General features: G+C 69.8%; 32 protein-coding genes. 3 read left to right on the top strand and 29 right to left on the bottom strand.

Features of this window, described 5'->3' with window-relative positions; genetic code table 11:
- Position 1 precedes the first annotated feature (1 nt).
- From rpsE to ABD401_RS07100, 25 genes are all read right to left on the bottom strand, one after another.
- A complete protein-coding gene (rpsE, locus tag ABD401_RS07220; RefSeq protein WP_019875565.1) occupies positions 2 to 631 on the bottom strand; it encodes a 30S ribosomal protein S5 in 630 nt (209 codons plus the stop codon).
- Positions 631 to 1,014: a 50S ribosomal protein L18 gene (gene rplR / locus ABD401_RS07215; protein WP_019875564.1), complete on the bottom strand. Its 384-nt coding sequence runs from the start codon at positions 1,012 to 1,014 to the stop codon at positions 631 to 633. Before rplR ends, rpsE begins: the two co-directional genes overlap by 1 nt.
- A gap of 2 nt (positions 1,015 to 1,016) precedes the next feature.
- On the bottom strand, positions 1,017 to 1,556 hold the full coding sequence (gene rplF / locus ABD401_RS07210) for a 50S ribosomal protein L6 (RefSeq protein ID WP_344603092.1): 540 nt from the start codon (positions 1,554 to 1,556) through the stop codon (positions 1,017 to 1,019).
- Between the two features lie 18 nt (positions 1,557 to 1,574).
- Positions 1,575 to 1,979 carry a 30S ribosomal protein S8 gene (gene rpsH, locus ABD401_RS07205; protein ID WP_344603090.1) on the bottom strand — a complete coding sequence of 135 codons (405 nt, stop codon included), beginning with the start codon at positions 1,977 to 1,979 and terminating at the stop codon, positions 1,575 to 1,577.
- 12 nt (positions 1,980 to 1,991) lie between these two features.
- On the bottom strand, positions 1,992 to 2,177 hold the full coding sequence (locus ABD401_RS07200) for a type Z 30S ribosomal protein S14 (RefSeq protein ID WP_344603088.1): 186 nt from the start codon (positions 2,175 to 2,177) through the stop codon (positions 1,992 to 1,994).
- Between the two features lie 12 nt (positions 2,178 to 2,189).
- Positions 2,190 to 2,768 (bottom strand): 50S ribosomal protein L5, encoded by a 579-nt coding sequence (gene rplE / locus ABD401_RS07195; protein ID WP_344603086.1) that lies wholly within the window; start codon positions 2,766 to 2,768, stop codon positions 2,190 to 2,192.
- Entirely contained in the window at positions 2,768 to 3,085 is a 318-nt protein-coding gene (gene rplX, locus ABD401_RS07190) for a 50S ribosomal protein L24 (RefSeq protein WP_019875558.1), read from the bottom strand. Before rplX ends, rplE begins: the two co-directional genes overlap by 1 nt.
- A gap of 3 nt (positions 3,086 to 3,088) precedes the next feature.
- Positions 3,089 to 3,457, bottom strand: coding sequence for a 50S ribosomal protein L14 (rplN, locus tag ABD401_RS07185; RefSeq protein ID WP_344603083.1), 369 nt, complete (start codon positions 3,455 to 3,457; stop codon positions 3,089 to 3,091).
- A 98-nt stretch (positions 3,458 to 3,555) separates the two neighbouring features.
- On the bottom strand, positions 3,556 to 3,822 hold the full coding sequence (rpsQ, locus tag ABD401_RS07180; RefSeq protein WP_344603081.1) for a 30S ribosomal protein S17: 267 nt from the start codon (positions 3,820 to 3,822) through the stop codon (positions 3,556 to 3,558).
- Positions 3,822 to 4,064: a 50S ribosomal protein L29 gene (gene rpmC / locus ABD401_RS07175; protein ID WP_344603079.1), complete on the bottom strand. Its 243-nt coding sequence runs from the start codon at positions 4,062 to 4,064 to the stop codon at positions 3,822 to 3,824. The genes rpsQ and rpmC overlap by 1 nt, the downstream gene beginning before the upstream one ends.
- Positions 4,064 to 4,483, bottom strand: coding sequence for a 50S ribosomal protein L16 (rplP, locus tag ABD401_RS07170; RefSeq protein ID WP_344603077.1), 420 nt, complete (start codon positions 4,481 to 4,483; stop codon positions 4,064 to 4,066). The genes rpmC and rplP overlap by 1 nt, the downstream gene beginning before the upstream one ends.
- Before the next feature lie 3 nt (positions 4,484 to 4,486).
- Positions 4,487 to 5,311, bottom strand: coding sequence for a 30S ribosomal protein S3 (rpsC, locus tag ABD401_RS07165; RefSeq protein ID WP_019875553.1), 825 nt, complete (start codon positions 5,309 to 5,311; stop codon positions 4,487 to 4,489).
- Positions 5,311 to 5,691, bottom strand: a complete 381-nt coding sequence (gene rplV, locus ABD401_RS07160) for a 50S ribosomal protein L22 (RefSeq protein ID WP_344603074.1) — start codon at positions 5,689 to 5,691, stop codon at positions 5,311 to 5,313. The genes rpsC and rplV overlap by 1 nt, the downstream gene beginning before the upstream one ends.
- A 40-nt stretch (positions 5,692 to 5,731) precedes the next feature.
- A complete protein-coding gene (gene rpsS / locus ABD401_RS07155) occupies positions 5,732 to 6,013 on the bottom strand; it encodes a 30S ribosomal protein S19 (RefSeq protein ID WP_344603072.1) in 282 nt (93 codons plus the stop codon).
- On the bottom strand, positions 6,013 to 6,852 hold the full coding sequence (rplB, locus tag ABD401_RS07150) for a 50S ribosomal protein L2 (RefSeq protein WP_344603070.1): 840 nt from the start codon (positions 6,850 to 6,852) through the stop codon (positions 6,013 to 6,015). The genes rpsS and rplB overlap by 1 nt, the downstream gene beginning before the upstream one ends.
- Positions 6,853 to 6,854: 2 nt before the next feature.
- Positions 6,855 to 7,160: a 50S ribosomal protein L23 gene (rplW, locus tag ABD401_RS07145; RefSeq protein WP_019875549.1), complete on the bottom strand. Its 306-nt coding sequence runs from the start codon at positions 7,158 to 7,160 to the stop codon at positions 6,855 to 6,857.
- Positions 7,157 to 7,810: a 50S ribosomal protein L4 gene (gene rplD, locus ABD401_RS07140; RefSeq protein ID WP_344603068.1), complete on the bottom strand. Its 654-nt coding sequence runs from the start codon at positions 7,808 to 7,810 to the stop codon at positions 7,157 to 7,159. The genes rplW and rplD overlap by 4 nt, the downstream gene beginning before the upstream one ends.
- Positions 7,807 to 8,466 (bottom strand): 50S ribosomal protein L3, encoded by a 660-nt coding sequence (gene rplC / locus ABD401_RS07135; RefSeq protein ID WP_344603066.1) that lies wholly within the window; start codon positions 8,464 to 8,466, stop codon positions 7,807 to 7,809. The genes rplD and rplC overlap by 4 nt, the downstream gene beginning before the upstream one ends.
- Positions 8,467 to 8,487: 21 nt before the next feature.
- Complete coding sequence (rpsJ, locus tag ABD401_RS07130; RefSeq protein ID WP_019875546.1) at positions 8,488 to 8,796, bottom strand: 30S ribosomal protein S10; 309 nt, start codon at positions 8,794 to 8,796, stop codon at positions 8,488 to 8,490.
- A 183-nt stretch (positions 8,797 to 8,979) separates the two neighbouring features.
- Positions 8,980 to 10,173, bottom strand: coding sequence for an elongation factor Tu (gene tuf, locus ABD401_RS07125; RefSeq protein WP_344603063.1), 1,194 nt, complete (start codon positions 10,171 to 10,173; stop codon positions 8,980 to 8,982).
- A 90-nt stretch (positions 10,174 to 10,263) separates the two neighbouring features.
- Positions 10,264 to 12,366 (bottom strand): elongation factor G, encoded by a 2,103-nt coding sequence (gene fusA, locus ABD401_RS07120; RefSeq protein ID WP_344603061.1) that lies wholly within the window; start codon positions 12,364 to 12,366, stop codon positions 10,264 to 10,266.
- A gap of 18 nt (positions 12,367 to 12,384) precedes the next feature.
- Positions 12,385 to 12,855 (bottom strand): 30S ribosomal protein S7, encoded by a 471-nt coding sequence (gene rpsG / locus ABD401_RS07115; protein ID WP_019875542.1) that lies wholly within the window; start codon positions 12,853 to 12,855, stop codon positions 12,385 to 12,387.
- Positions 12,855 to 13,229, bottom strand: a complete 375-nt coding sequence (gene rpsL, locus ABD401_RS07110) for a 30S ribosomal protein S12 (RefSeq protein WP_019875540.1) — start codon at positions 13,227 to 13,229, stop codon at positions 12,855 to 12,857. The genes rpsG and rpsL overlap by 1 nt, the downstream gene beginning before the upstream one ends.
- A gap of 278 nt (positions 13,230 to 13,507) precedes the next feature.
- Positions 13,508 to 15,400 (bottom strand): hypothetical protein, encoded by a 1,893-nt coding sequence (locus tag ABD401_RS07105; protein ID WP_344603058.1) that lies wholly within the window; start codon positions 15,398 to 15,400, stop codon positions 13,508 to 13,510.
- Positions 15,401 to 15,422: 22 nt separating this feature from the next.
- Positions 15,423 to 16,862 (bottom strand): phospholipid carrier-dependent glycosyltransferase, encoded by a 1,440-nt coding sequence (locus tag ABD401_RS07100; protein WP_344603056.1) that lies wholly within the window; start codon positions 16,860 to 16,862, stop codon positions 15,423 to 15,425.
- A 168-nt stretch (positions 16,863 to 17,030) separates the two neighbouring features.
- On the opposite strand from ABD401_RS07100, the gene ABD401_RS07095 reads away from it, so the two are divergent.
- Positions 17,031 to 18,266 (top strand): bifunctional glycosyltransferase family 2/GtrA family protein, encoded by a 1,236-nt coding sequence (locus tag ABD401_RS07095; protein WP_344603054.1) that lies wholly within the window; start codon positions 17,031 to 17,033, stop codon positions 18,264 to 18,266.
- On the top strand, positions 18,266 to 19,408 hold the full coding sequence (locus ABD401_RS07090) for a mannosyltransferase family protein (protein ID WP_344603052.1): 1,143 nt from the start codon (positions 18,266 to 18,268) through the stop codon (positions 19,406 to 19,408). Before ABD401_RS07095 ends, ABD401_RS07090 begins: the two co-directional genes overlap by 1 nt.
- Here ABD401_RS07090 and ABD401_RS07085 read toward each other — a convergent pair.
- The 4 genes from ABD401_RS07085 to ABD401_RS07070 are packed head-to-tail and all read right to left on the bottom strand — an operon-like array spanning position 19,402 to position 23,216.
- Positions 19,402 to 21,336: a hypothetical protein gene (locus ABD401_RS07085; RefSeq protein WP_344603050.1), complete on the bottom strand. Its 1,935-nt coding sequence runs from the start codon at positions 21,334 to 21,336 to the stop codon at positions 19,402 to 19,404. The two genes, ABD401_RS07090 and ABD401_RS07085, sit on opposite strands and share 7 nt — an antisense overlap.
- 3 nt (positions 21,337 to 21,339) lie before the next feature.
- A complete protein-coding gene (locus ABD401_RS07080) occupies positions 21,340 to 21,702 on the bottom strand; it encodes a hypothetical protein (protein WP_344603048.1) in 363 nt (120 codons plus the stop codon).
- Positions 21,687 to 22,034, bottom strand: a complete 348-nt coding sequence (locus tag ABD401_RS07075) for a DUF4190 domain-containing protein (protein ID WP_344603046.1) — start codon at positions 22,032 to 22,034, stop codon at positions 21,687 to 21,689. The genes ABD401_RS07080 and ABD401_RS07075 overlap by 16 nt, the downstream gene beginning before the upstream one ends.
- 27 nt (positions 22,035 to 22,061) lie before the next feature.
- On the bottom strand, positions 22,062 to 23,216 hold the full coding sequence (locus ABD401_RS07070) for an LLM class flavin-dependent oxidoreductase (protein ID WP_425566079.1): 1,155 nt from the start codon (positions 23,214 to 23,216) through the stop codon (positions 22,062 to 22,064).
- A gap of 53 nt (positions 23,217 to 23,269) precedes the next feature.
- On the opposite strand from ABD401_RS07070, the gene ABD401_RS07065 reads away from it, so the two are divergent.
- On the top strand, positions 23,270 to 24,103 hold the full coding sequence (locus ABD401_RS07065; RefSeq protein ID WP_344603042.1) for an alpha/beta fold hydrolase: 834 nt from the start codon (positions 23,270 to 23,272) through the stop codon (positions 24,101 to 24,103).
- Positions 24,104 to 24,113 lie beyond the last annotated feature (10 nt).

Genomic DNA, 24,113 nt, shown 5'->3' with positions numbered 1-24,113 from the left:
CTCAGGCCCCCGTTCCCGCCGCCCGGGCGCGGAGCATCGCCGGCGGGGCGACGTCCTCCAGGGGCAGGCCACGACGGGCCGCCACCGCCTCCGGCTTCTCCAGCCGGCGCAGCGCGTCGACCGTTGCGTGAACGATGTTGATCGAGTTGTCCGACCCCAGCGACTTGCTCAGGATGTCGTGGACCCCGGCGCACTCCAGGACGGCGCGGACCGCACCGCCGGCGATGACGCCGGTACCCGGGCTGGCCGGACGCAGCATGACCACGCCGGCGGCCTTCTCACCCTGGACGGGGTGCGGGATGGTGCCCTGGATCCGCGGGACCTTGAAGAAGTTCTTCTTGGCCTCCTCGACACCCTTGGCGATCGCCGCGGGCACCTCCTTGGCCTTGCCGTAGCCGACGCCCACGGTGCCGTCACCGTCGCCGACGACGACCAGCGCGGTGAAGCTGAAGCGCCGGCCACCCTTCACGACCTTGGCGACACGGTTGATGTCGACGACGCGCTCGACGAACGCGCTCTTCTCCTGCGAGCCGCCGCCGCGACGGTCGTCGCGACGGTCGCGACGGTCGCCGCCACCGCCCTGGCCGCCGCCGGCCCCGCCACCGGGGCCTCGACGCTGTTGACCGGGCATCAGAACTCCAATCCAGACTCGCGGGCACCGTCGGCGAGCGCGGCGATCCGGCCGTGGTAGCGGTTGCCACCCCGGTCGAAGACCACCGCAGAGACTCCCGCGGCCTTCGCGCGCTCGGCGACGAGCTCGCCGACCTTGCGCGCCTTTTCCGTCTTGTCGCCGGCTGCGGTCCGCAGCGAGGCGTCCATGGTCGACGCCGACGCCAGGGTCACGCCGGCGGTGTCGTCCACCACCTGCGCCACCATGTGGCGGCTGGACCGGTTCACGACGAGACGCGGACGCGTCGCCGTGCCGGAAACCTTCTTGCGGACCCGAAGGTGACGGCGCTTGCGGGCCACCCCCTTGCGGGAGATGCCCTTGCCGATCTTGACGCTGACAGCCATGGCTACTTGCCAGCCTTTCCGACCTTGCGGCGAATGACCTCGCCGGCGTAGCGCACACCCTTGCCCTTGTACGGGTCGGGCTTGCGCAGCTTGCGGATGTTCGCGGCGACCTCACCGACGAGCTGCTTGTCGATGCCCGCGACCGAGAACTTGGTCGGGGACTCGACGGCGAAGGTGATGCCGGGAGGCGCCTCGACGGGGACCGGGTGGCTGTAGCCCAGCGCGAACTCCAGACCGGAGCCCTTCGGCTGGACGCGGTAGCCGACGCCCGCGATCTCCATCTTCTTCTCGTAGCCCTGGGTCACGCCGATCACCATGTTGTTGATCAGCGTGCGGGTCAGACCGTGCCGGGACCGCGAGTCCCGGTTGTCGTCCGGGCGCGTGACGGTGAGGACGCCGTCCTCACCCTTCTCGACCGTGATGGGCGAGACCACGGTGTGCGTGAGGGTGCCCTTGGGGCCCTTCACCGTGATCTCCGAGCCCGCGATGGTCACCTCGACGCCGGACGGGACCGGGATCGGAAGCCTGCCGATTCGCGACATGTGGTGCTCCTCCTCCCGTTACCAGACGTAGGCGAGGACTTCCCCGCCCACACCCTGCTTGACGGCCTGCTTGTCGGTCAGCAGGCCGGACGACGTCGAAATGATGGCCACGCCGAGGCCACCGAGGACCTTGGGCATGTTCGTCGACTTGGCGTACACGCGCAGGCCCGGCTTCGAGATGCGGCGCAGGCCGGCGATCGCACGCTCCCGGCTCGGGCCGTACTTCAGCTCGAGCGTGAGGCGCTTGCCGGGGACGCCCTCGACCTCGTCGACGGTCCAGCCGGCGATGTAGCCCTGCTGCTGCAGGATCTCGGCGATGTGCGCCTTGATCTTGCTGTAGGGCATCGACACGGTGTCGTGGTACGCGGTGTTCGCGTTGCGCAGGCGCGCGAGCATGTCCGCGATCGGGTCAGTCATCGTCATGTCGGCTCCCCCTTACCAGCTGCTCTTGGTGACGCCGGGCAGCTCACCGCGGTGCGCCATGTTGCGCAGGCACACGCGGCAGAGGCCGAACTTGCGGTACACGGAGTGCGGGCGCCCGCAGCGCTGGCAGCGGGTGTAGCCACGCACGGCGAACTTCGGCTTGCGCGCCGCCTTCGCGATCAAAGACTTCTTGGCCATGGGTCGGTCTCCTTACCGCGACTCGGCGAACGGGAAGCCGAGGTGACGCAGCAGTGCGCGACCCTCGTCGTCGTTGGTGGCGGTCGTGACCACCGTGATGTCCATGCCGCGCACGCGGTCCGTCTTGTCCTGGTCGATCTCGTGGAACATCGACTGCTCGTTCAGACCGAACGTGTAGTTGCCGCGGCCGTCGAACTGCTTCGGCGACAGACCGCGGAAGTCGCGGATGCGGGGCAGCGCGATCGACAGCAGGCGGTCGGTGAACTCCCACATGCGGTCGCCGCGCAGCGTGACGTGCGCGCCGATCGGCATGCCCTCGCGGAGCTTGAACTGCGCGATCGACTTGCGGGCCTTGGTGACCTGCGGCTTCTGGCCGGTGATGGCCTCGAGGTCGCGGACGGCGCCGTCGATCAGCTTGGAGTCGCGAGCGGCCTCGCCGACGCCCATGTTCACCACGACCTTGACCAGCCGCGGGATCTGCATGACGTTCGCGTAGCCGAACTCGCTCTGCAGCGCCGGGACGATCTCCTCGCGGTACCGCAGCTTGAGGCGGGCCGGAATCTTCTCGACGCGCTCTTCGGTGGCCGTCATCAGATGTCCTTCCCCGTGCGCTTGGAGACCCGGACCTTGCGGCCCTCCTCGTCGCGGCGGTAGCCGACGCGGGTGGGCAGGTGGTCCTCGGGGTCGACGAGCATCACGTTGGAGACGTGGATCGGTGCCTCCTGCGTGACGATGCCGCCGCTCTGCGCGCCGCGGAGACCGGTGGTCACCTTGGTGTGCTTCTTGATGCGGTTCACGCCCTCGACGAGGACCTTGTCAGCCTCGGGGTAGGCCTGGATGACCCGGCCGCGGACGCCGCGGTCCTTGCCCGAGATCACCTGGACGGTGTCGCCCTTCTTGATCTTCATAGGTCAGAGCACCTCCGGAGCGAGCGAGATGATGCGCATGAAGCGCTTGTCCCGCAGCTCGCGCCCGACCGGGCCGAAGATGCGGGTGCCGCGCGGGTCCCCGCCGTCCTTGATGATCACGGCCGCGTTCTCGTCGAAGCGGATGTAGGAGCCGTCGCCACGGCGACGCTCCTTGGTGGTCCGGACGACGACCGCCTTCACGACCTCGCCCTTCTTCACCCCGCCGCCCGGGATCGCGTCCTTGACGGTGGCGACGATGATGTCGCCGATGCCCGCGTAGCGCCGACCGGAGCCACCGAGAACGCGGATGCAGAGAAGTTCCTTCGCACCCGTGTTGTCGGCGACGCGCAGTCGCGACTCCTGCTGGATCACTGCCTACTCCTGGTTGTCGCGCTGGTTCTCGGCGTGCTGCCGAGCCTTGCGGAACTGGCTTGCTGGTGGCTTGCGGTGGGCCTTGCTGCCGTGCGCGCTTACTTGGCCTTCTCGAGGATCTCGACCACGCGCCACCGCTTGGTGGCGGACAGCGGCCGGGTCTCGGCGAGGAGAACGCGGTCGCCGACGCCGGCCTCGTCGTTCTCGTCGTGGGCCTTCAGCTTGTTGGTGCGGCGGATGACCTTGCCGTAGAGCGGGTGCTTGACCCGGTCCTCGACGGCGACGACGACGGTCTTCTGCATCTTGTCGCTGACCACGAGGCCCTCACGGACCTTGCGGAAGCCGCGCTGGGTGGACTCACTCATCAGGCAACGCCCTCGAACGTCGTGATGCCGAGCTCGCGCTCCCGCATCGTCGTGTAGATCCGCGCGATCTCCTTCTTGATCGCACGCAGCCGGCCGTGGCTCTCGAGCTGACCGGTGGCGGCCTGGAAGCGGAGGTTGAACAGCTCCTCCTTGGCCTCCTTGAGCTTGCTGAGCAGCTCGGCGTCGTCGAGCTCACGCAGCGCGGCGGCGGCCTTGTTGGTGACCTGCTTCTCGTCAGCCATCAGCCCTGCACCCCCTCGCGGGTGACGAACCGGCACTTCATCGGAAGCTTGTGGATCGCGCGGCGCATGGCCTCGCGAGCGACGGGCTCCGGAACACCGGACAGCTCGAACATGACACGACCCGGCTTGATGTTCGCGACCCACCACTCCGGCGAACCCTTACCGGAACCCATGCGGGTCTCGGCGGGCTTCTTGGTGAGCGGGCGGTCCGGGTAGATGTTGATCCAGACCTTGCCGCCACGCTTGATGTGACGGGTCATCGCGATACGGGCCGACTCGATCTGGCGGTTGGTCACGTAGGCCGGCTCGAGAGCCTGGATGCCGAAGTCACCGAACGCGATCGTGTTGCCGCCCTTGGACGCGCCGTGGCGGTCCGGGTGGTGCTGCTTACGGTGCTTGACGCGACGTGGGATCAGCACGGTTCAGCTCTCCCCTCCCGCGCCCTCGGGCGCGGACGCGGCCTCGGCCGGAGCCGTGGTGGTGGCAGTGGGCTCGGTGGCGGGCGCCGACTCGACGGCCGGGCCACGGCCGGGACGCTCGCCGCGGCGCGGACGACGGTCCGGGCGGCTACGGGCACCGGCGGCGGCCGCGGCGCGCTGCTGGGCCTCGCGCTCGGCGCGGGTGCCGGTGACGTCACCCTTGTAGATCCACACCTTGACGCCGATGCGGCCGAAGGTCGTGCGCGCCTCGAAGAAGCCGTAGTCGATGTCCGCGCGCAGCGTGTGCAGCGGGACGCGACCCTCGCGGTAGAACTCCGAGCGCGACATCTCGGCGCCACCGAGACGGCCCGAGCACTGCACCCGGATGCCCTTGGCGCCGGCCTTGGTGGCCGACTGCAGCGCCTTGCGCATCGCACGACGGAACGCGACGCGGGAGGCGAGCTGCTCGGCCACACCCTGCGCGACGAGCTGCGCGTCGACCTCGGGGTTCTTCACCTCGAGGATGTTGAGCTGAACCTGCTTCGAGGTGAGGTTCTCCAGACGCGTGCGGATGTTGTCCGCCTCCGCGCCCTTACGGCCGATGACGATGCCCGGACGCGCGGTGTGGATGTCGACGCGGACCCGGTCGCGGGTGCGCTCGATCTCGACCTTGGAGATGCCGGCCCGCTCCATGCCCTTGGTGAGCATGCGGCGGATCGCCACGTCCTCCTTCACGTAGTCCGCGTAGAGCTTGTCGGCGTACCAGCGGCTCTTGAACTCGCTGGTGATGCCGAGCCGGAACCCGTGCGGATTGACCTTCTGGCCCACTATCGGGTCCCTCCCTTGGACTCGGACGTGACGACGATCGTCACGTGCGAGCTGCGCTTGCGGATGCGGTAGGCGCGGCCCTGGGCGCGCGGCCGGAACCGCTTCATCGTCGGGCCCTCATCCACGTACGCCTCGCTGATCACCAGCGTCCGCGGGTCGAGGTTGAAGTTGTTCTGCGCGTTCGCGATGGCGCTGGCGAGCACCTTGCCGACCGGCTCGCTCGCGGCCTGCGGCGAGAACGCGAGCAGCGCCTGCGCCTCGGCGGCCGGGAGCCCGCGAATCATGTCGACGACACGACGAGTCTTCATCGGCGCGATTCGCAGGTGCCGGACGCGCGCAACCGCGCTGTCGGGCCTGCCCCCACTCAATGTGGATGCCATCGCTATCCCTCAGTTCTCTCTACTCAGCTCTCGGCGGTTCTTAGCGGCGGCGGGACTTGCGGTCGTCCTTCTCGTGACCGCGGAACGTCCGGGTCGGCGCGAACTCGCCGAGCTTGTGACCGACCATCGACTCGGTGACGAAGACCGGGACGTGCTTCCGGCCGTCGTGCACGGCGATCGTGTGACCGAGCATCTCGGGCACGATCATCGACCGGCGCGACCAGGTCTTGATGACGTTCTTGGTGCCCTTCTCGTTCTGCACCTCGACCTTCTTGGCGAGGTGGCCGTCGACGAAGGGGCCCTTCTTCAGGCTGCGGGGCATTACTTACGACCCTTTCCGGTCTTGCGACGACGGACGATCATCGAGTCGCTGGCCTTCTTGTCGGCGCGGGTACGGCCCTCGGGCTTGCCCCACGGGCTGACCGGGTGGCGACCACCGGAGGTCTTGCCCTCACCACCACCGTGCGGGTGGTCGACCGGGTTCATCACGACACCACGGACGGTCGGGCGCTTGCCCTTCCACCGCATGCGGCCGGCCTTGCCCCAGTTGATGTTCGACTGCTCGGCGTTGCCGACCTCGCCGACGGTCGCGCGGCAGCGCGCGTCGACGTTGCGGATCTCGCCCGACGGCATGCGGAGCTGCGCGAAGCGCCCCTCCTTGGCCACGAGCTGGACGCTGGTCCCGGCCGAGCGGGCGATCTTCGCGCCGCCGCCGGGCCGGAGCTCGATGGCGTGGATGACCGTACCGACGGGGATGTTGCGCAGCGGCAGGTTGTTGCCGGGCTTGATGTCCGCCCCGGGACCGGTCTCGATGCGGTCGCCCTGGCTGAGCTTGGTCGGGCAGATGATGTAGCGCTTCTCCCCGTCCGCGTAGTGCAGCAGCGCGATGCGCGCGGTGCGGTTCGGGTCGTACTCGATGTGCGCGACCTTGGCCGGCACGCCGTCCTTGTCGGCCCGACGGAAGTCGATGACGCGGTAGGCGCGCTTGTGGCCGCCACCCTGGTGCCGGGTGGTGATCCGGCCGGCGTTGTTGCGGCCGCCCTTGCTGTGCAGCGGGCGGACCAGCGACTTCTCCGGCGTGGAGCGCGTGATCTCGACGAAGTCGGCGACGGAGGCGCCGCGGCGACCCGGCGTGGTCGGCTTGTACTTACGGATACCCATGGCTAGCTGACCGGCCCTCCGAAGATGTCGATCCGGTCGCCCTCGGCAACCGTCACGATCGCGCGGCGGGTGGCGTTGCGCTGGCCGTAGCCGAAGCGGGTGCGCTTGCGCTTGCCCTGCCGGTTGATGGTGTTGACCCCGGTCACCTTGACGCCGAAGACCTTCTCGACCGAGATCTTGATCTCGGTCTTGTTGGCGTCCGGGTGCACCAGGAACGTGTACTTGTTCTCGTCGAGAAGGCCGTAGCTCTTCTCGGAGATCACGGGCGCGAGCAGGATGTCGCGCGGGTCCTTGTAGGTCGAGCTCATGCCGACGCCTCCTTCTTCCCGCCCGCGAGGAACGCCTCGAGGGCGCCCTGCGTGAAGACGATGTCGTCCGCGCAGAGGACGTCGTAGGTGTTCAGCTGGTCCGGGGCGATGACGTGGACGCCGGGGACGTTGCGAACGCTCTTCCAGCCGACCAGGTCGGTGCGCTCGACGACCACCAGCGCCTTGCCGGCGTCACCCACGTGGGAGAGGGCCTCGACCGCGGCGCGGGTCGACGGGGTCTCCCCCGCGACGAGCGAGGAGAGGACGTGCACCTTGCCGCCGCGGGCCCGGTCGGTGAGGGCACCGCGCAGGGCGGCGGCCTTCATCTTCTTCGGGGTCCGCTGCGAGTAGTCCCGCGGCACGGGACCGTGCACGACGCCACCGCCGGTGAACTGCGGCGCGCGGGTCGAGCCCTGACGGGCGCGACCGGTGCCCTTCTGGCGGTACGGCTTCTTGCCACCACCGGAGACCTCGCCGCGGGTCTTGGTCTTGTGCGTGCCCTGACGCGCGGCGGCCTGCTGCGCCACCACGACCTGGTGGATCAGCGGGATGTTCACGGTGACGTCGAAGATCTCCGCAGGGAGTTCGACGCTGCCGGACTTGCTGCCGTCCGGCGAGACGACATCAACGGACTGGGTGCCGGAGCTCACTTCAGCTCACCCTTCGAGGGGTTGCCCTTGGCGGGCGTCTTGACGAGCACGAGGCCGCCGGCGGGACCGGGGACCGCGCCCTTGACGAGGATCAGGTTGTTCTCGGGGTCGACCGAGTGCACGGTCAGGTTCTGGGTGGTGGTCCGGACGTTGCCCATCCGGCCGGCCATCCGCAGGCCCTTGAACACGCGCGCCGGGGTGGCGCAGGCGCCGATCGAACCCGGCGAGCGGTGCTTGCGCTGCGTGCCGTGGGAGCTCCCCAGGCCGCGGAAGCCGTGCCGCTTCATGACACCGGCGGTGCCCTTGCCCTTGCTGGTGCCGACGATGTCGACCAGCGCGCCCTCGGCGAAGACCTCGACGGTCAGCTCCTGGCCGACCTCGTAGCTGCCCGCGTCGTCGGTGCGGATCTCGGCCACGTGCCGGCGCGGGGTGACCCCGGCCTTGCGGAAGTGACCGCCCTCCGGCTTGTTCACCTTGCGCGGGTCGACCTCCCCGAAGCCCAGCTGGACCGCGGAGTAGCCGTCACCCTCCGGGGAACGGACGGCGGTGACCACGCACGGGCCCGCCTTGACCACGGTGACGGGGACGACCCGCCCGCGGGCGTCGAAGACCTGGGTCATGCCCAGCTTCTCGCCCAGCAGTCCGCGAACGTTCATGGTGATGCCTCCCCTCCGGGTCTAAAGCTTGATCTCGATGTCGACGCCGGCCGGCAGGTCGAGCCGCATGAGCGAGTCGACGGTCTTCGGCGTCGGGTCGAGGATGTCGATGAGGCGCTTGTGCGTGCGCATCTCGAAGTGCTCGCGCGAGTCCTTGTACTTGTGCGGCGACCGAATCACGCAGAACACGTTCTTCTCGGTCGGCAACGGCACCGGGCCGGCCACGTGCGCACCAGTACGCGTCACCGTGTCGACGATCTTGCGCGCCGAGGAATCGATGACCTCGTGGTCATAGGCCTTGAGCCGAATGCGGATCTTCTGTCCCGCCATGGCAGGGTCGCCGTCCTTCAGTCTGCTGTACGTGCGAAAAGTCGAGGTTGCCGACCCCCGCGGTCGGGTGTGTCGGGGCGCGGGCAACCTGCGTAGTCTGCCCGATGCGCCCGCCAGCACCAAATCGAGGCGGGTCGTACATGCTCCGGGGCCCGCAGAGAGCGCGGGCCCCGGAGCGAAGTACTACTTGAGGATCTTGATGACCTTGCCGGCGCCCACGGTGCGGCCACCCTCGCGGATCGCGAAGTTGAGGCCCTCCTCCATGGCGATCGGCTGGATCAGCGTCACCTTCATCTGGGTGTTGTCACCCGGCATGACCATCTCGGTGCCCTCGGGCAGCTCGACGACGCCGGTGACGTCCGTGGTGCGGAAGTAGAACTGCGGCCGGTAGTTCTGGAAGAACGGCGTGTGCCGGCCACCCTCGTCCTTGCTCAGGATGTAGACCTGGGCCTCGAACTCGGTGTGCGGGGTCGTGCTGCCCGGCTTGATGATGACCTGGCCGCGCTCGACGTCCTCGCGCTTGATGCCGCGGAGGAGCAGACCGACGTTCTCACCGGCCTGGCCCTCGTCGAGCAGCTTGCGGAACATCTCGATACCGGTGACGGTCGTCGACTGCTTCTCCGGCCGGATGCCGATGATGTCGACCTGCTCGTTGACCTTGAGCACGCCACGCTCGATGCGACCGGTGACGACGGTGCCGCGACCGGTGATGGTGAAGACGTCCTCGACGGGCATGAGGAACGGCTTGTCGATCTCGCGCTCCGGCTGCGGGATCGACTCGTCGACCGCCTTCATCAGGTTCTGGACGCTCTCGACCCACTTCGGGTCGCCCTCGAGGGCCTTGAGCGCCGAGACCGGAACCACCGGGAGGTTGTCGCCGTCGAACTCGTAGGTCGACAGGAGCTCGCGGACCTCGAGCTCGACGAGCTCCATGATCTCGGGGTCGTCGACCATGTCGGACTTGTTGAGGGCGACGACGATCGCCGGGACACCGACCTGGCGGGCCAGGAGCACGTGCTCCTTGGTCTGCGGCATCGGGCCGTCGGTGGCGGCGACGACGAGGATCGCGCCGTCCATCTGGGCCGCACCGGTGATCATGTTCTTGATGTAGTCGGCGTGGCCGGGGCAGTCGACGTGCGCGTAGTGGCGAGCGTCGGTCTGGTACTCGACGTGGGCGATCGAGATTGTGATGCCGCGGGCCTTCTCCTCCGGCGCCTTGTCGATCTCGTCGAACGGCGTGTACGGGTTCAGGTCCGGGTACTGGTCGTGCAGCACCTTGGTGATCGCCGCGGTCAGAGTCGTCTTCCCGTGGTCGATGTGGCCGATCGTGCCGATGTTGACGTGAGGCTTGGTCCGCTCGAACTTGGCCTTCGCCACTGGACTCTCCTTCAGGACTTGTTCTTCAGGTACGTGCGCACTGTCTTCGGGGGTGCACGGAGGGCCGGAGCCTCCCGTGGGTCGGGCTACTTACTCGCCGCGAGCCTTCTTCACAATCTCGTCCGCCACGTTGCGCGGCACTTCGGCGTACGAGTCGAACTGCATCGTGTAGTTCGCACGCCCCTGGGTCTTGCTCCGGAGATCCCCGACGTAGCCGAACATCTCCGACAACGGCACGAGCGCACGAACGACGCGCATGCCGAAGGCTTCCTCCATGGCCTGGATCTGGCCACGGCGGGAATTCAGGTCGCCGATGACGTCGCCCATGTAGTCCTCGGGCGTACGCACCTCGACGCTCATCATCGGCTCAAGGAGAACCGGGTCGGCCTTGCGGGCGGCCTCCTTGAAGGCCATCGAACCCGCGATCTTGAAGGCCATTTCCGAGGAGTCGACCTCGTGGTAGCCACCGTCGAGCAGGGTCACCTTGACGTCGACCATCGGGTAGCCGGCGAGCACGCCGAACTCCATGGCCTCCTGGCAACCGGCGTCGACCGAGGGGATGTACTCCCGCGGGATGCGGCCACCGGTGACCTTGTTCTCGAACTCGTACCCACCGTCGCCGCCGCCGGTCGGCTCGATCGCGATCTGCACCTTCGCGAACTGGCCGGAACCACCGGTCTGCTTCTTGTGGGTGTAGTCGTAGCGCTCGACCGGCTTGCGGATGGTCTCGCGGTAGGCGACCTGCGGCTTGCCGACGTTGGCCTCGACCTTGAACTCGCGGCGCATGCGGTCGACCAGCACCTCGAGGTGCAGCTCGCCCATGCCGGCGATGATCGTCTGGCCGGTGTCCTCGTCGGTCCGGACCTGGAAGGTCGGGTCCTCCTCGGCCAGGCGCTGGATGGCGACACCCAGCTTCTCCTGGTCGCCCTTGGACTTCGGCTCGATCGCGACCGAGATGACCGGGGCCGGGAAGGTCATCGACTCCAGGATCACCGGGGCCTCGGGGCCGCACAGCGTGTCACCGGTCGTCGTGTTCTTCAGACCCATGACCGCGACGATGTGGCCGGCGGTGACCTTCTCGATCTCCTCACGCTTGTTCGCGTGCATCTGGTAGATCTTGCCGATCCGCTCCTTGTTCCCCTTGGTGCTGTTCAGCACCTGGGTGCCCGCGGTGAGCGTGCCGGAGTAGACGCGGATGTAGGTCAGCTTGCCGAGGTGCGGGTCGCTCATGATCTTGAACGCCAGCGCCGAGAGCGGAGCGTCGTTCGCCGGCTCGCGCTCGAGAACCTCGTCCTCCTTGCCGACCGCGTGGCCCTGGACGGCCCCGATGTCGAGCGGCGAGGGGAGGTAGCGGACGACCGCGTCGAGCATGGGCTGCACGCCCTTGTTCTTGAACGCGGTGCCGCACACGACCGGGGTCAGGTTGCCGGCGATCGTCGCGCGGCGGGTGCCGGCGATGATCTGCTCCTCGGTGGGCTCGGTGCCCTCGAGGTACAGCTCCATGATCGCGTCGTCACCCTCGGCCAGGGTCTCGATGAGCCGGTCGCGCCACTCGCGCGCAGCCTCGAGGTGGGTGTCCGGGATGTCGACGGTCTCGTACATCTCGCCCTTGGCGGCCTCTTCCGGCCACACGAGGGCCTTCATGCCGACGAGGTCGATGACGCCCTTGAAGTCCGCCTCGGCGCCGATCGGGAGCTGCAGGACCAGCGGGGTCGCGTTCAGCCGCGAGACCAGCATGTCGACGCAGCGGTGGAACTCCGCGCCGACGCGGTCGAGCTTGTTGATGAAGCAGATGCGCGGGACGCCGTAGCGGTCCGCCTGACGCCACACGGTCTCGGACTGGGGCTCGACACCGGCGACACCGTCGAACACCGCGACCGCGCCGTCGAGGACGCGAAGGCTGCGCTCCACCTCGACGGTGAAGTCGACGTGGCCCGGGGTGTCGATGATGTTGATGGTGTGGCCGTCCCACTGGCAGGTGGTGGCCGCGGAGGTGATGGTGATCCCCCGCTCCTGCTCCTGCTCCATCCAGTCCATGACGGCGGCGCCCTCATGGACCTCACCGATCTTGTAGGTGATGCCCGTGTAGAACAGGATGCGCTCGGTCGTCGTGGTCTTGCCCGCGTCGATGTGCGCCATGATCCCGATGTTGCGGACCGAGGCGAGGTCGACGCCGGCGGTGCTGACTGCCACTTGAGTTCGTTCCCCCTACTACCAGCGGTAGTGCGCGAAGGCCTTGTTGGACTCCGCCATCTTGTGCGTGTCCTCGCGCCGCTTGACGCTCGCGCCCAGGCCGTTGCTGGCGTCGAGAATCTCGTTCATCAGGCGCTCGGTCATGGTCTTCTCGCGGCGCGCGCGGGAGTACGTGATCAGCCAGCGCAGCGCGAGGGTGTTGGACCGGCCGGCCTTGACCTCGACCGGGACCTGGTAGGTCGCGCCACCGACGCGGCGGCTGCGGACCTCGAGGGTCGGCTTGACGTTGTCGAGCGCGCGCTTGAGCGTGACGACCGGGTCGTTGCCGGTCTTCGCGCGGCAACCCTCGAGAGCGCCGTAGACGGTGCGCTCGGCGACCGAGCGCTTGCCCGAGAGCAGCACCTTGTTGACCAGCTGGGTGACCAGCGGCGACTGGTAGACCGGGTCGACGATGACCGGGCGCTTAGGCGCAGGGCCCTTACGCGGCATTAGGACTTCTCCTTCTTCGCGCCGTAGCGGCTGCGCGCCTGCTTGCGGTTCTTCACGCCCTGGGTGTCGAGCGAGCCGCGGATGATCTTGTAGCGCACACCCGGGAGGTCCTTCACACGGCCGCCGCGCACGAGCACGATCGAGTGCTCCTGCAGGTTGTGGCCGACGCCGGGGATGTACGCCGTGACCTCGATCTGGCTGGTCAGGCGGACACGAGCCACCTTGCGCAGCGCGGAGTTCGGCTTCTTCGGGGTCGTGGTGTAGACGCGGGTGCACACGCCGCGACGCTGGGGACAACCCTTCAGCGCAGGGGTCTTGGTCTTGGAGACCTTGTCCTGCCGGCCCTTCCGGACCAGTTGCTGGATGGTGGGCACCGCTTCTCCGTCTTCTTCGAGGTGTAGAGCTCATCGCGGTCGCGGTCCGAACGGAGGCGACCCCCGCGGTCGGGTGTGTCGAACCCGTCCACACGTCCCTGCCGGAAAGAAAATCGACCGGGATGCGGTCCTGGCGACGAAGGCCGGCCGGACCGGAGACCGCGCAGGACGATGGACGCACGCGCGCATGCCTGGGCGAGGCCCAGACACGAGGGGAGACCTTACCACCACGCGGGAAGCGGTCCAAAAGTGAATACCGCTTCGGCTCTGAAGGGCCCTCACGGGAGCCGGTAGATCGTCCATCCGGCGTTGGCGTAGGCGACCCGACCGGCGTCCGCGAGGGCGTCCAGGGCGTCGGTGTCGACCGTCCACTCCGGGCCCTCCTGCGCCTGCACGGCCAGGTAGTCGGGCGCGAACTTGCGCACGAGCGGGTCGTCCACGCGGCCGGCGAGCGCCGCGCGCACGGCCGCCAGCCGTTCCTCGTACGGGATCGAGAAGTTGTAGAGCCAGCCGATGTAGCCGGTGACGATCGGGCGGCCACCGAGTGCCGAGATCGGGTTGTTCGGCCGGTCAGTGGTGAGAAACACGTCGTCGGGTTCGGTGTGCTCCCGGACCCAGGCGGCCACCGCCTCGTCCTCCGGGCTCGCGAACCGGTCGTGCAGCCCGAACTCGTAGGTGATGGAGAGGGCCCCGGGGGCGGCGATCACGACCGCGAGCGGAACCGCGGCCAGCAGCGTCCACCGGGAGGCCCGGTAGGCCAGCACCGCGAGGTACCCGGCGAACAGCGCACCCATGAAGTACACGTAGTAGAGGAGCTTGAGGTTGTCGTACTCGAACGGCTGGAACGCGTAGACCTGCGTCACGACCAGCACGGCGAGGAACGGGACGCACCAGACCAGCAGGCCGATCTCCCGCCGCCGGAGCAGCACGAGCGGGACGACGAGGAACAGCAGGCCCATCAGGCCGAAGTTGTGCCACCAGAACTCGCCGACGAGCTGGCCCTCGGGCTTGACCCACACCCAGTGGAAGCGGCCGCCGGTCCCGTGGTCGTTGGCGAGCTGCTGCCAGGCGAGCTGCGGCAGGGCGAGGACCAGGGCGAGGCCGAGCGCCGCCAGGTGCGGCCGGGGCAGTCCGCGACGGGCCAGGGCCGCCTCCCCCGTCAGCACGACCAGCACGCCCAGGCACACGAGGAAGCTGTGTGGGTGCGCCATCGGCAGCAGGCCCACCGCACCGCCGGCGAGCAGGAGCAGCCGGGTGCTGACCGGCGAGGCCCCGCCGATGCGGGAGGCCTGCAGCAGGCGGAACACCACCAGCGCCACACCCAGGCCGAACAGGATCGTCCGCTGCGGGAGCAGGGCGTGCGCCACCAGGTTGGTCACCTCGGCCCCGCGGTCGGACAGCGTCGTGTAGTCGCGCGGGAGGTCGCCGAGGAACTCGAACAGGCCCTGGTCGCTGTCGCGCCAGTCCGACCACGCCTCGCTCAGACCCAGCGCGCTGCCGGTGCAGAGGAACAGCACCAGCGTCGTGACGGCCGCCCCGAGGTGGTCGAACAGGCGGAGCGAGAACCCGAGGACCAGCTGGCAGATCGCGAGCGCGAGCAGGACCCCGGGCAGGAAGAAGCTCAGGTGCAGGCTCAGGCCGGACCGCATCAGCAGCCCGGAGAGCAGGTCGATCAGGAAGGGGTAGGTCAGCCGCTCACCGCTCGCGATCGGCAGGTCCATCGTCAGGGAGTCGGACTCCGCGACGTTGCTCGCGATCGCCGCGTGCACGCCGTAGTCGGCCCACGAGGAGCCGGCGCTGTAGATGCCGTCGGACTCGCTGATCAGGCTGTGGGTCCAGAACAGCCGGCCCAGCCCGACGACCGTGACCGCCGTGACCGCGCCCCAGAGCAGGCGGTCGCCGCGGGAGGTCAGGCGGGCGAACCCCTCCGCGCGGGGCCGCCGGGGCCAAACCAGCGCGACGGCGCCGGCGGTCGCGACGACGGTGGTGACGACGATCGCCGGGACGATCGGCAGGACGAGGGCGACCAGGAACGCCAGCCAGGTCCAGCCGACGAGGCCGACCACGACGCTCGTGGCGACGTACTCGAAGGCGTAGAACCGCAGCGGCAGACGCCAGGCGGCGGCCGCCCCGAGGGCGAGTGCAGAGGCGAGGAGCAGCAGCGCCGTCATCGCCGCCCCCGGGCCGGGCGGCTCACCGCCACGTGCTCAGCCACATGCGGTCCTGGAGCTCGGCGTCGGTCAGCGGGAAGCCGTAGGTCAACGGCGAGAACCACAGGAACACCAGCAGGGCGAGCGTGATCACGCCGGCGTAACCGACCAGCGACGCCCGGGAGGCGAAGCGCCAGGCCCGGTCGTCGGGCTCGTCCACCACCGCCGAGTTCACATTGCTCCGCGCCTCGACGGGGACCGGGTCGGGCGCCCAGCGGGCGAGGATCCCGACGCCGTAGACCGCGAAGGCCAGACTGAACAGCAGCGGGAAGAAGTAGTGGTACAGGAACATCGGCCGGTCGATGAAGGCGAACGGCAGGTAGCTCCCGACGTACGCGACGACGAGCATCGCCAGCCGCCGCCGGTGCGGCCGGTACAGCGCCGGCATCAGGGCCCAGGCGACGACGGTCCCCGCCACCCCGACGAGCGTTCCCCACCACACGACGGGGTTGCCGATCAGGTAGAGGTAGCGGTGCTTGCCGCCGTCCTCCTCCGGGCCCAGGTAGTAGTAGATCGAGCGCTTCTCGATCGGCCAGACCTTCCAGTCCGACTGGTAGGGGTGCGTCCGGTCCTTGAGCGCCTTCTCGTACTCGTGGGTGGCGCGCTGCATCTCGAAGAAGCTCGCGACCATCCCCATCGAGGCGTCGGGGTCGTAGTTCGGGTTGCCCTTGAGCGTGGCCTGGAACTCCTCCGACATGAACCGGTCCCCGTCGCCGCTGTTCGGCAGCAGCGGCGTGTGGATCGCGTAGGAGCCGAAGAACACCGCGAACGGCACGACGACCAGGACGGCGGCCTGGGCCAGCCAGCGCCGCCAGGGCACCCGGTGCTGGACCGTCGTGACCAAACCGATCACCCCGACCGCCCCGAGGATGCAGAGCCCGGTCACCTTCGTGGACACGCAGGCGCCGATCAGCAGCGCCGCGACCGTCAGCAGGATCCAGTGCTTGCGTCCCGTGCTGCGCCGCGCCGCGAGGAAGACGGTGATGCCCGCCATCCCGAAGAACAGCAGCATCGAGTCGAGCAGGATCAGCCGCGACTCCAGCGCGAGGGCGTTGTCGAGCAGCAGCGCACTCGCCCCGAGGGTGGCGACCTTCCGTCCGGCCCCGATTTCCTTGAGGAAGTAGTAGAAGACGACGATCAGCGCCGCGCCCGCCAGCGCCGGGAGCACCCGCAGCGCCACCGCCGGGTCGAGCGACTCCGGGGTGGGTGTCGCGCCGTCGGGCACGTCGTGCGCCGCGTCGATGCCCAGGAGCTTGGCCCACCCCGCCAGCAGCAGCTTCGCGAGCGGAGGATGCGGGTCGAAGTAGTACGAACCGTCCGCGTACCGCAGGGCGGCGTCGCGGAAGTACACCTCGTCGAAGACGATCGCCCGCGGCCGGGTCAGCCACACGAAGCGCGTGAGCACCGCAAGACCGGCGAGCACGTAGATTTCAGTCGGGACGCGCAGCAACCGAGAAAGAATTCGGGCCGGGAATCCCTCGGCCGGTGATGCCGTCGACCGGGGGGTGGAAGCGTGCACCGACCCTCCTTCGCCCCGGCGTCGACACCGGAGGGCGCGTTGGACAGACTTCACGACCGGCATCCGCACCGGATGTCCGCCATTCTTAAGGACAGCCGACCGCAACCGAACGAGGGGGGCCTGTTGACGTCGCCGGCCCCCGTGCTCGACGTGGTCGTGCCGGTCTACAACGAGGAGATCGACCTCGAGCCGTGCGTCCGCCGACTGCACGGGCACCTGGTCGAGAACCTGCCGTACACCTTCCGGATCACGGTCGCGGACAACGCGAGCACCGACACCACCCTTGAGCAGGCCGAGCGACTGGCCGCCGAGTACCCGCACGTGCGGGTGGTCCATCTCCCCGAGAAGGGGCGCGGCCGGGCGCTGCGGCAGGTCTGGCTCTCCTCCGACGCCCAGGTCCTCGCGTACATGGACGTGGACCTGTCGACCGACCTCGCCGGTCTGCTGCCCCTGATCGCACCGCTGGTCTCCGGGCACTCCGACGTCGCGATCGGCACCCGGCTGCACCCGGGCTCGCGCGTCGTCCGCGGGGCGAAGCGGGAGTTCATCTCCCGCAGCTACAACCTGATGCTCCGCCACACCCTCTCGGCGAAGTTCAGCGACGCCCAGTGCGGGTTCAAGGCGATCCGCCACGACGTCGCCCAGGCCCTGCTCCCCCACGTGGAGGACAACGCCTGGTTCTTCGACACCGAGCTGCTCGTGCTCGCCGAGCGCGCCGGCCTGCGCATCCACGAGGTCCCGGTCGACTGGGTGGACGACCCGAACTCGACCGTCCACATCTACACGACGGCCCGCGACGACATCCGGGGCATCCTCCGGCTGATCCGGGCCTTCGCCCGCGGCACGGTGCCGCTGCACGACCTGAGCGTCCAGCTCGGGCGGTCGCCGCTGGAGCCCGTCACGCCGGGCGTGCCCACCGGGTTGACCCGGCAGCTCGTCCGGTTCGCGGCCGTCGGGGTGCTCTCCACGCTCGCCTACATCCTGCTGTTCCTCGCCCTGCACTCGCCGTTGGGCGGCCAGGGCGCGAACGCGACCGCGCTGCTCATCACCGCCGTCGGCAACACGGCGCTGAACCGGCGGTTCACCTTCGGCATCCGCGGCCGGGCCCGGCAGGCCCAGCACCAGGCCCAGGGCCTGATCGTGTTCGCGCTCGCCCTCGGGCTGACCAGCGGCACCCTCGCGCTGCTCCACGCGACGACCACCGATCCCGGGCGCAACCTCGAACTCGCCGTCACCGTGACGGCGAACGCGGTCGCCACCCTGATGCGGTTCCTGCTGCTCCGCCGCTGGGTGTTCCGCCGCACCTGATGGCGCTCGAGGGGCTCCGCGACCGCACCACCGCCGCACCGGGGGTGCGGGAGCTCCTCCTCCGCTGCACCCTGCTGTGCCTGGCCGCGCGCACCGTCCTGCAGGTGATCGGGGTCGTGTCCGTCGACCGGCACGGCGGCGACGGGGTGGGCAACTTCTTCACGCTCTGGTCGGCGTGGGACGCCCCGCACTACCTGCGGCTGGCCGAGGTCGGGTACCGCCCCGAGGGCAGCGGCGGTGACGACCCGCTGTTCATCGTCTTCTTCCCCGGCTACCCCGCCGCCGTGGCCGTCGTGCACGTGGTGGTGCGCGACCTCGTGCTCGCGGGGCTGACCGTCTCGTTCGCCGCCGCGGTCGCCGCCTGCTACCTGCTGCACCGGGTCACCTTCGACTACGCCGGCCGGGCCGCGGCCGACCGGGCCGTCCTGCTGCTGCTCGCCTCCCCGACGGCGTTCTTCCTGTTCGCGCCGTACACCGAGTCCCTGTTCCTCGTCGGGGCGCTCGGCGCCGCCCACGCGCTCCGCTCCGGGCGGTGGCCGCTCGCGGCCGCAGCCGGGGCGCTGGCCACCGGCACGCGGGTGGTGGGCGTCGCGGTACCGGCGGCGATGGCGTTCCGTGCCCTCCGCGCGGGCGGACCGCCCGGCGTCCGGTGGCGCCGACTCGCCTGGAGCGCCACGGGCGGCGCCGGCCTGCTCGTCTACCTGAGCATCAATCAGATCGTGCACGGCAGCCCGTTCCACTTCCTGGACGTCCAGCGGGAGCACTGGCACCAGGAACGGGTCTGGCCGTGGGTCCCGATCTCCGACGCGGTCGAGGGCCTCACCACCGAGGGCAACGGCTACCTGCAGTTCGTCCTCGTCAGCCGGTTGGTGGCCGCGGCCGTCGTCGTCCTGCTCCTCGCGCTCGGCGCCCGGGCGCTGCGCGCCGACGACCTGCTCTACACCGTCGTCGCCTTCGGCATCACGATGTCGGCGGCCTGGCTGATCAGCCTCCCCCGCTACGCCCTCGTGCTCTGGCCCCTGTTCGTCGTGCTCGCGCTGCGCACCTCCTCCCGCCGCGTCCTCGCGCCGGTGCTGGCGGGAAGTGTCCTGGTGCAGGGGTGGCTCTTCTACCGCTACGCCGGAGGTCAGTTCACCTACTGACCCGGCTCCGGGCACGACCGCGCCACGTCGTAGAACGCGTACACCTCGTCGCGGTAGACCTCGACGAAGTCCCCCGGGAACAGGTCGGGGTTGGCGTCGAACGCGGTGGTGCCGAGCTCGGCCGGGCCGACCTCGACGTAGTCGACCCCGGTCCCCGCCAACGCCCGGCAGGCGGCGGCGCGGTCCGCCGCGCCGTAGACGGCGGCGATCCGCTGCTCGCGCGGGAGGTGGTCGTAGCCCATGATCTCGGCCCACGGCCGGAAGCCGGCGAGGTACACCTTCCGCCCGGCCAGCGTCGGGGTCGTGTACACCTCGCCGAACGCCGTCAGGAACACCGCGTCGGGCGCGGTCCGCTCGCGGATCCACTCCAGGGCCGCGGCCCGGTCCCCCACCACCTCGTAGCGCGGGTCGTTCTTCAGCGTCAGGTAGTCCAGGACACCCGAGGCGAGGAGCAGGACGCCGGCGAGGCCCGCGGCCACCATCGCGGCCGGCCGCGCGAGGCCCCACAACCAGGTCACGAGGCGCACGAAGGCGTAGGCGACGAACAGGTTGACCAGCAGCTCCCACAGGTTGAAGACCTTGTGGTTGTGGCCGCCCAGCTCCCGACCGAACGCGACGACGTTGCCGACCAGGAACACCGACATCACCGCGACGAACACCCGGCGCTCGCGCGGTCGGCACAACACGGCCCCCGCGACCAGCAGCGGGAGCGCGACGCCGAGGTTGAGCCACCAGTAGCGCAGGAAGTCCCACCACGACCGGGGGTCGACCGGGTGGAAGTCCTCGACGAGGTAGCCGAGGTGGAACGACACCGACCCGCCGGTGCCGAACCCCCCGTTCAGCCAGACGAGCTGCGGGAGGGCCACGACCGCCCCGGCCACCAGGAACGGCAAAGACCCACGCAGCTCCCGGTGGAGCAGGCACAACGCGCCGGCCAGGCCGAGCGCGACCACCACGACGATGCCGTTGAACCAGAACGCCCCACCGAGCAGCAGCCCGAGACCGATCGCCGCCGTCCGACCCGCCGGCCGGCCGGTGCCCGGGCCGTCGCCCCGCAGGTCCGTCAGCAGCACGAGGACGGCGAACAGCACGACGACCAGCGCCACCATCAGATGCGTCTGCGTCAGATACGGGTTCAGCGTCATGAAGATGGAGATCTCGTCGCCGTTGTACGGCCCGCCGCCGTCGTAGCCGACGTGGTCCCAGAGCGTGCCCGGCCGGAGCCCGTCCGCGCCCTCGGCCTCGAAGTAGCGCAGGAACGCCAACGAGGAGTTCGTGGCGAAGAGCACCGCCGCGATCACGCCCACCGCACTCGACCGCCACAGCAGCCGCCCGAACTCGACGAGCAGGACGCAGATCGCCGCGAACGCGACGGCGCCGGGGACGTTGAACGCGAGCCCGATCGGCAGGCCCGCCCGCTCCAGCGTCCCGGCGTAGAAGTCGAACCCGAAGTGGTAGCGGATCGGCTCGCCCGCGAAGATCGGCAGCTCCGGCGGGAAGTTCGCGCCCTCCGAGAACGACCGGGCGATGCCCACGTGCAACGACGTGTCGCCCCAGGTGTTCAGCGACACCGCGAGCGGGTCGCCGGAGAGCCGCGCCCGCATCACCCAGGCCGCGACGCTCAGGACGACGGTGAGGCCGAGCAGATCGGGCCACCGCATCCGCACCGCGGTCGGCCGCAGTCCCCGCCAGCCCGCGGCGACGAGCCCCGCGTCGACCGCGGCCGCGACCCAGACCCCGACGCCGGTCGCGTCGTCGGACCCGAGCCCGTGGGCGGTCCACGCGGCCGCGAACGCGACCCAGGCGGTGATCACGGTCCCGGCCGCGAAGGCGCCGGCCAGCCGGGCCAGGACCGGCAGGTGCGGCCAGAGCCGGTGCACGACGGCGAGGCCGCCGAGCCAGGTGAGCGTGAGGTAGAGCACGAACACGCGTCAGTCGCCGTTGTGCTCGCGCGCGTAGTCGATCAGCCAGTTCCACGCGAGCACGAGCCCGACCGTCATCAGCAGGGCGATCACGAGGCTGATGACACTGCAGATCCGCGCCGCCCGGATCAGGCCGAGACCGCCGAACCGGCCGTGGGAGTCCACGACCTGCCGCCGGGCCGACGGCGCGAGCGCAAGCGCGAGGACCGCCATCGGCGTCCCCAGTCCGCAGAACAGCATTCCCGGCAGCGACCCGACGCCGAGCATCCCGACCACCGCCGCGGACCGCGCCGTCGGGAGCGCCTCGGTCTCGACGGCCTCCGGGTACTCGTCGTGGTCCGGTCCGTCGACCTCGGTCACGTGCTGCTCCACTCGATCGACTCCCCGATCGACCACTCCCACGCCGACAGGAACAACACGAAAGCGATCACCGCCAGGACGGTCAGGCCGATGGTGATCCAGCTGCAGACCACCCCGGCCCGGATCAGCCCGTCGCCGGTGAGGTTCTCGTCGGTGGTTGCGAGTTCGCGCCGTGCGCCCGGGGCCAGGCAGAGCGACACGATCGCCGGCACGATCCCGAGGCAGCACATGAAGAACCCGACGATCGACCCGATGCCGGTGACCGCCACCCACACCGACCGTTGGGAGGTGCGCGGCGGCATCGGGAAGGCCGGGCCGACCGGCTGTGGGGGTACGTCCGCCATGGGCCCATCCTGCCGAACCAGCCGCTGTCAGCCCTTTGCGGTCTCGGCGGCGTAGCGCGCCGTCGACGCGGCGACGGCGTCGAGGTTGGACTGCGCGAGCTCCGGCCGCACCGCCGCCGCCCGGGCGGCCGCCTCCCGGGTGCTGTAGGCCTGACCCTGGAACTCCGGCATCACGTGACGGGCGAACAGCTCGTAGCTGTTGGCCTTCCGCGCGGGGTTCGCCCAGTCGTGGTTGAGCTGCAGGTAGGCGCCGAAGCCGCCGTTCGACTGCTTCCACAGCCGCTCGATCTGCTCCCCCGCCTCGTCGGGGGTGCCGATCACGCCGATGCCGGAGGAGTTGACGAAGTCGATGTGGTCGCGCACCGAGGCACCGTCACCGACATCCATCTGCGGGAAGGCGGCCACCTTCTGGAAGTAGTGGAACCACTTCATAATTCCGTGCTCGACGTCGGCGTAGGCCTGCTCCTTGGTCTCGGCCAGGTGCATCAGTCCGACCAGGCGCCAGGCGGAGCGGTCGACGGTCGTCCCGTAGTGCGCCGCCCGCTCCTCCATGACGTCCCAGTGGTGGGCGAGGACGTCGAACCCGGCGGCCATCGTGGCCCCGATCGAGAGCAGGCCCAGGCCGTAGCGGCCGGCCAACCGCGGACCGGACGGGGACGCGACCGCGGCGATGGCGATCTCGAGGTCGCTGTAGGGCCGCAGGTGCAGCCGGGCGTCGCGCAGGGTCCAGCGGTCGTTGGTGAAGTTCACCGGTTCGTCGCTGCGCAGCAGCCGCACGATCAGGTCGGTCGCCTCGTCGAGCAGCTCGCGGGTGCGGGGCATGTCGAGCCCGATCATCGCCGCGTCCGACGGGAGCGACCCGGGGCCGAGGCCGAGCATGAACCGACCCCGCGTCAGGTGGTCGAGCAGCACCGCGCGCTCCGCCACCCACAGCGGGTGGTGGTACGACGCGGAGATGACACCCGTGCCCAGCTTGATGCGGCGGGTGCGCTCGGCGGCGGTGGCGATGAAGATCTCCGGGGACGCGATGATCTCGCTGCCCGCCGAGTGATGCTCGCCGATCCAGGCCTCGTCGTAACCGAGGCGGTCGAGCCACTCGACCGTCGCCAGGTCACCCTCGAGCAGCAGCGTGGGGTTCTCCCCCGGCGGGTGGAAGGGCGCCATGAAGATTCCGAATCGCATCCGCCGATCGCGCATCGCAGGCCTCCTGTCGGGTTTCTGAGACCGTATTCCCCATGACAAGCGTCACACGCGGACCTTGCACCTTTCGGACCTCGGCGTCGGGGCCCGCGGACGGCGAGGTCGTGCTGCTCCTGCACGGGTTCCCGCAGCACGCGGACTGCTGGGACCGCGTCGTCCCGCTGTTGAACGCCGCCGGCTACCGGACGGTGACGTTCGACCAGCGCGGGTACACGCCCGAGGCCCGGCCGCCTCGCCGGCGCGACTACGTGATCGGCGAGCTCACCGCCGACGCGGCCGCCGTGGTGGAGGCGTACGGCGGACGGGCCCACGTCGTCGGCCACGACTGGGGCGCGATCGTGGCGTGGTTCCTCGCGACCGACCATCCCGAGCGGGCCGCGACGGTGGCGTCGGTGTCGGTACCGCACCCACGGGCGTTCCTCGCCTCGATGGGCACGAGCCGACAGGTGCTCTCCTCCTGGTACATCCTGTTCTTCCAGCTGCCCTGGCTCCCCGAGCGGGCACTGCGCGCCCGGTGGACCTGGTTCCTCTCCGACTACGCGGGCCAGACGCCGGAGGGGGCGCGGCGCGACCTCGCCGGCTTCCCGGACGCGGAGTCACTGCGCGGCGCGATCCACTGGTACCGCGGGCTCCCGCTGGTCAACCTCTGGAGGCGCTCCGGCGCCCGGGTGCAGCAACCCACGCTCTTCGTGTGGAGCGATCACGACGTCGCGCTCAAGCGGAAGGGCGCGGAGACCACCGAACGGTACGTCGACGGCCCGTACACCTTCGAGATCCTGCCCGGCGTCAGCCACTGGATCCCCGAGGCCGCCCCCGAGCGCTTCACCGAGCTGCTCGTCGCCCACCTGCGCGCGCACCCGCTGGAATAAGCAGAAACGG

Source organism: Sporichthya brevicatena (genome assembly GCF_039525035.1).
GTDB classification, from domain to species: Bacteria; Actinomycetota; Actinomycetes; order Sporichthyales; family Sporichthyaceae; genus Sporichthya; species Sporichthya brevicatena.
This window is presented reverse-complemented; position numbering and strand designations above follow the sequence as displayed.

What these genes read in the sequence shown, in the direction of transcription:
- rpsE (WP_019875565.1), bottom strand. Translation starts at nt 631, where the DNA reads ATGCCCGGTCAACAGCGTCGAGGCCCCGGTGGCGGGGCCGGCGGCGGC.
- rplR (WP_019875564.1), bottom strand. Translation starts at nt 1,014, where the DNA reads ATGGCTGTCAGCGTCAAGATCGGCAAGGGCATCTCCCGCAAGGGGGTG.
- rplF (WP_344603092.1), bottom strand. Translation starts at nt 1,556, where the DNA reads ATGTCGCGAATCGGCAGGCTTCCGATCCCGGTCCCGTCCGGCGTCGAG.
- rpsH (WP_344603090.1), bottom strand. Translation starts at nt 1,979, where the DNA reads ATGACGATGACTGACCCGATCGCGGACATGCTCGCGCGCCTGCGCAAC.
- ABD401_RS07200 (WP_344603088.1), bottom strand. Translation starts at nt 2,177, where the DNA reads ATGGCCAAGAAGTCTTTGATCGCGAAGGCGGCGCGCAAGCCGAAGTTC.
- rplE (WP_344603086.1), bottom strand. Translation starts at nt 2,768, where the DNA reads ATGACGGCCACCGAAGAGCGCGTCGAGAAGATTCCGGCCCGCCTCAAG.
- rplX (WP_019875558.1), bottom strand. Translation starts at nt 3,085, where the DNA reads ATGAAGATCAAGAAGGGCGACACCGTCCAGGTGATCTCGGGCAAGGAC.
- rpsQ (WP_344603081.1), bottom strand. Translation starts at nt 3,822, where the DNA reads ATGAGTGAGTCCACCCAGCGCGGCTTCCGCAAGGTCCGTGAGGGCCTC.
- rpmC (WP_344603079.1), bottom strand. Translation starts at nt 4,064, where the DNA reads ATGGCTGACGAGAAGCAGGTCACCAACAAGGCCGCCGCCGCGCTGCGT.
- rplV (WP_344603074.1), bottom strand. Translation starts at nt 5,691, where the DNA reads ATGGCATCCACATTGAGTGGGGGCAGGCCCGACAGCGCGGTTGCGCGC.
- rpsS (WP_344603072.1), bottom strand. Translation starts at nt 6,013, where the DNA reads ATGCCCCGCAGCCTGAAGAAGGGCCCCTTCGTCGACGGCCACCTCGCC.
- rplB (WP_344603070.1), bottom strand. Translation starts at nt 6,852, where the DNA reads ATGGGTATCCGTAAGTACAAGCCGACCACGCCGGGTCGCCGCGGCGCC.
- rplW (WP_019875549.1), bottom strand. Translation starts at nt 7,160, where the DNA reads ATGAGCTCGACCTACAAGGACCCGCGCGACATCCTGCTCGCGCCCGTG.
- rplC (WP_344603066.1), bottom strand. Translation starts at nt 8,466, where the DNA reads ATGAACGTTCGCGGACTGCTGGGCGAGAAGCTGGGCATGACCCAGGTC.
- rpsJ (WP_019875546.1), bottom strand. Translation starts at nt 8,796, where the DNA reads ATGGCGGGACAGAAGATCCGCATTCGGCTCAAGGCCTATGACCACGAG.
- rpsG (WP_019875542.1), bottom strand. Translation starts at nt 12,855, where the DNA reads ATGCCGCGTAAGGGCCCTGCGCCTAAGCGCCCGGTCATCGTCGACCCG.
- ABD401_RS07105 (WP_344603058.1), bottom strand. Translation starts at nt 15,400, where the DNA reads ATGACGGCGCTGCTGCTCCTCGCCTCTGCACTCGCCCTCGGGGCGGCC.
- ABD401_RS07095 (WP_344603054.1), top strand. Translation starts at nt 17,031, where the DNA reads ATGTCCGCCATTCTTAAGGACAGCCGACCGCAACCGAACGAGGGGGGC.
- ABD401_RS07090 (WP_344603052.1), top strand. Translation starts at nt 18,266, where the DNA reads ATGGCGCTCGAGGGGCTCCGCGACCGCACCACCGCCGCACCGGGGGTG.
- ABD401_RS07075 (WP_344603046.1), bottom strand. Translation starts at nt 22,034, where the DNA reads ATGGCGGACGTACCCCCACAGCCGGTCGGCCCGGCCTTCCCGATGCCG.
- ABD401_RS07070 (WP_425566079.1), bottom strand. Translation starts at nt 23,216, where the DNA reads ATGCGATTCGGAATCTTCATGGCGCCCTTCCACCCGCCGGGGGAGAAC.
- ABD401_RS07065 (WP_344603042.1), top strand. Translation starts at nt 23,270, where the DNA reads ATGACAAGCGTCACACGCGGACCTTGCACCTTTCGGACCTCGGCGTCG.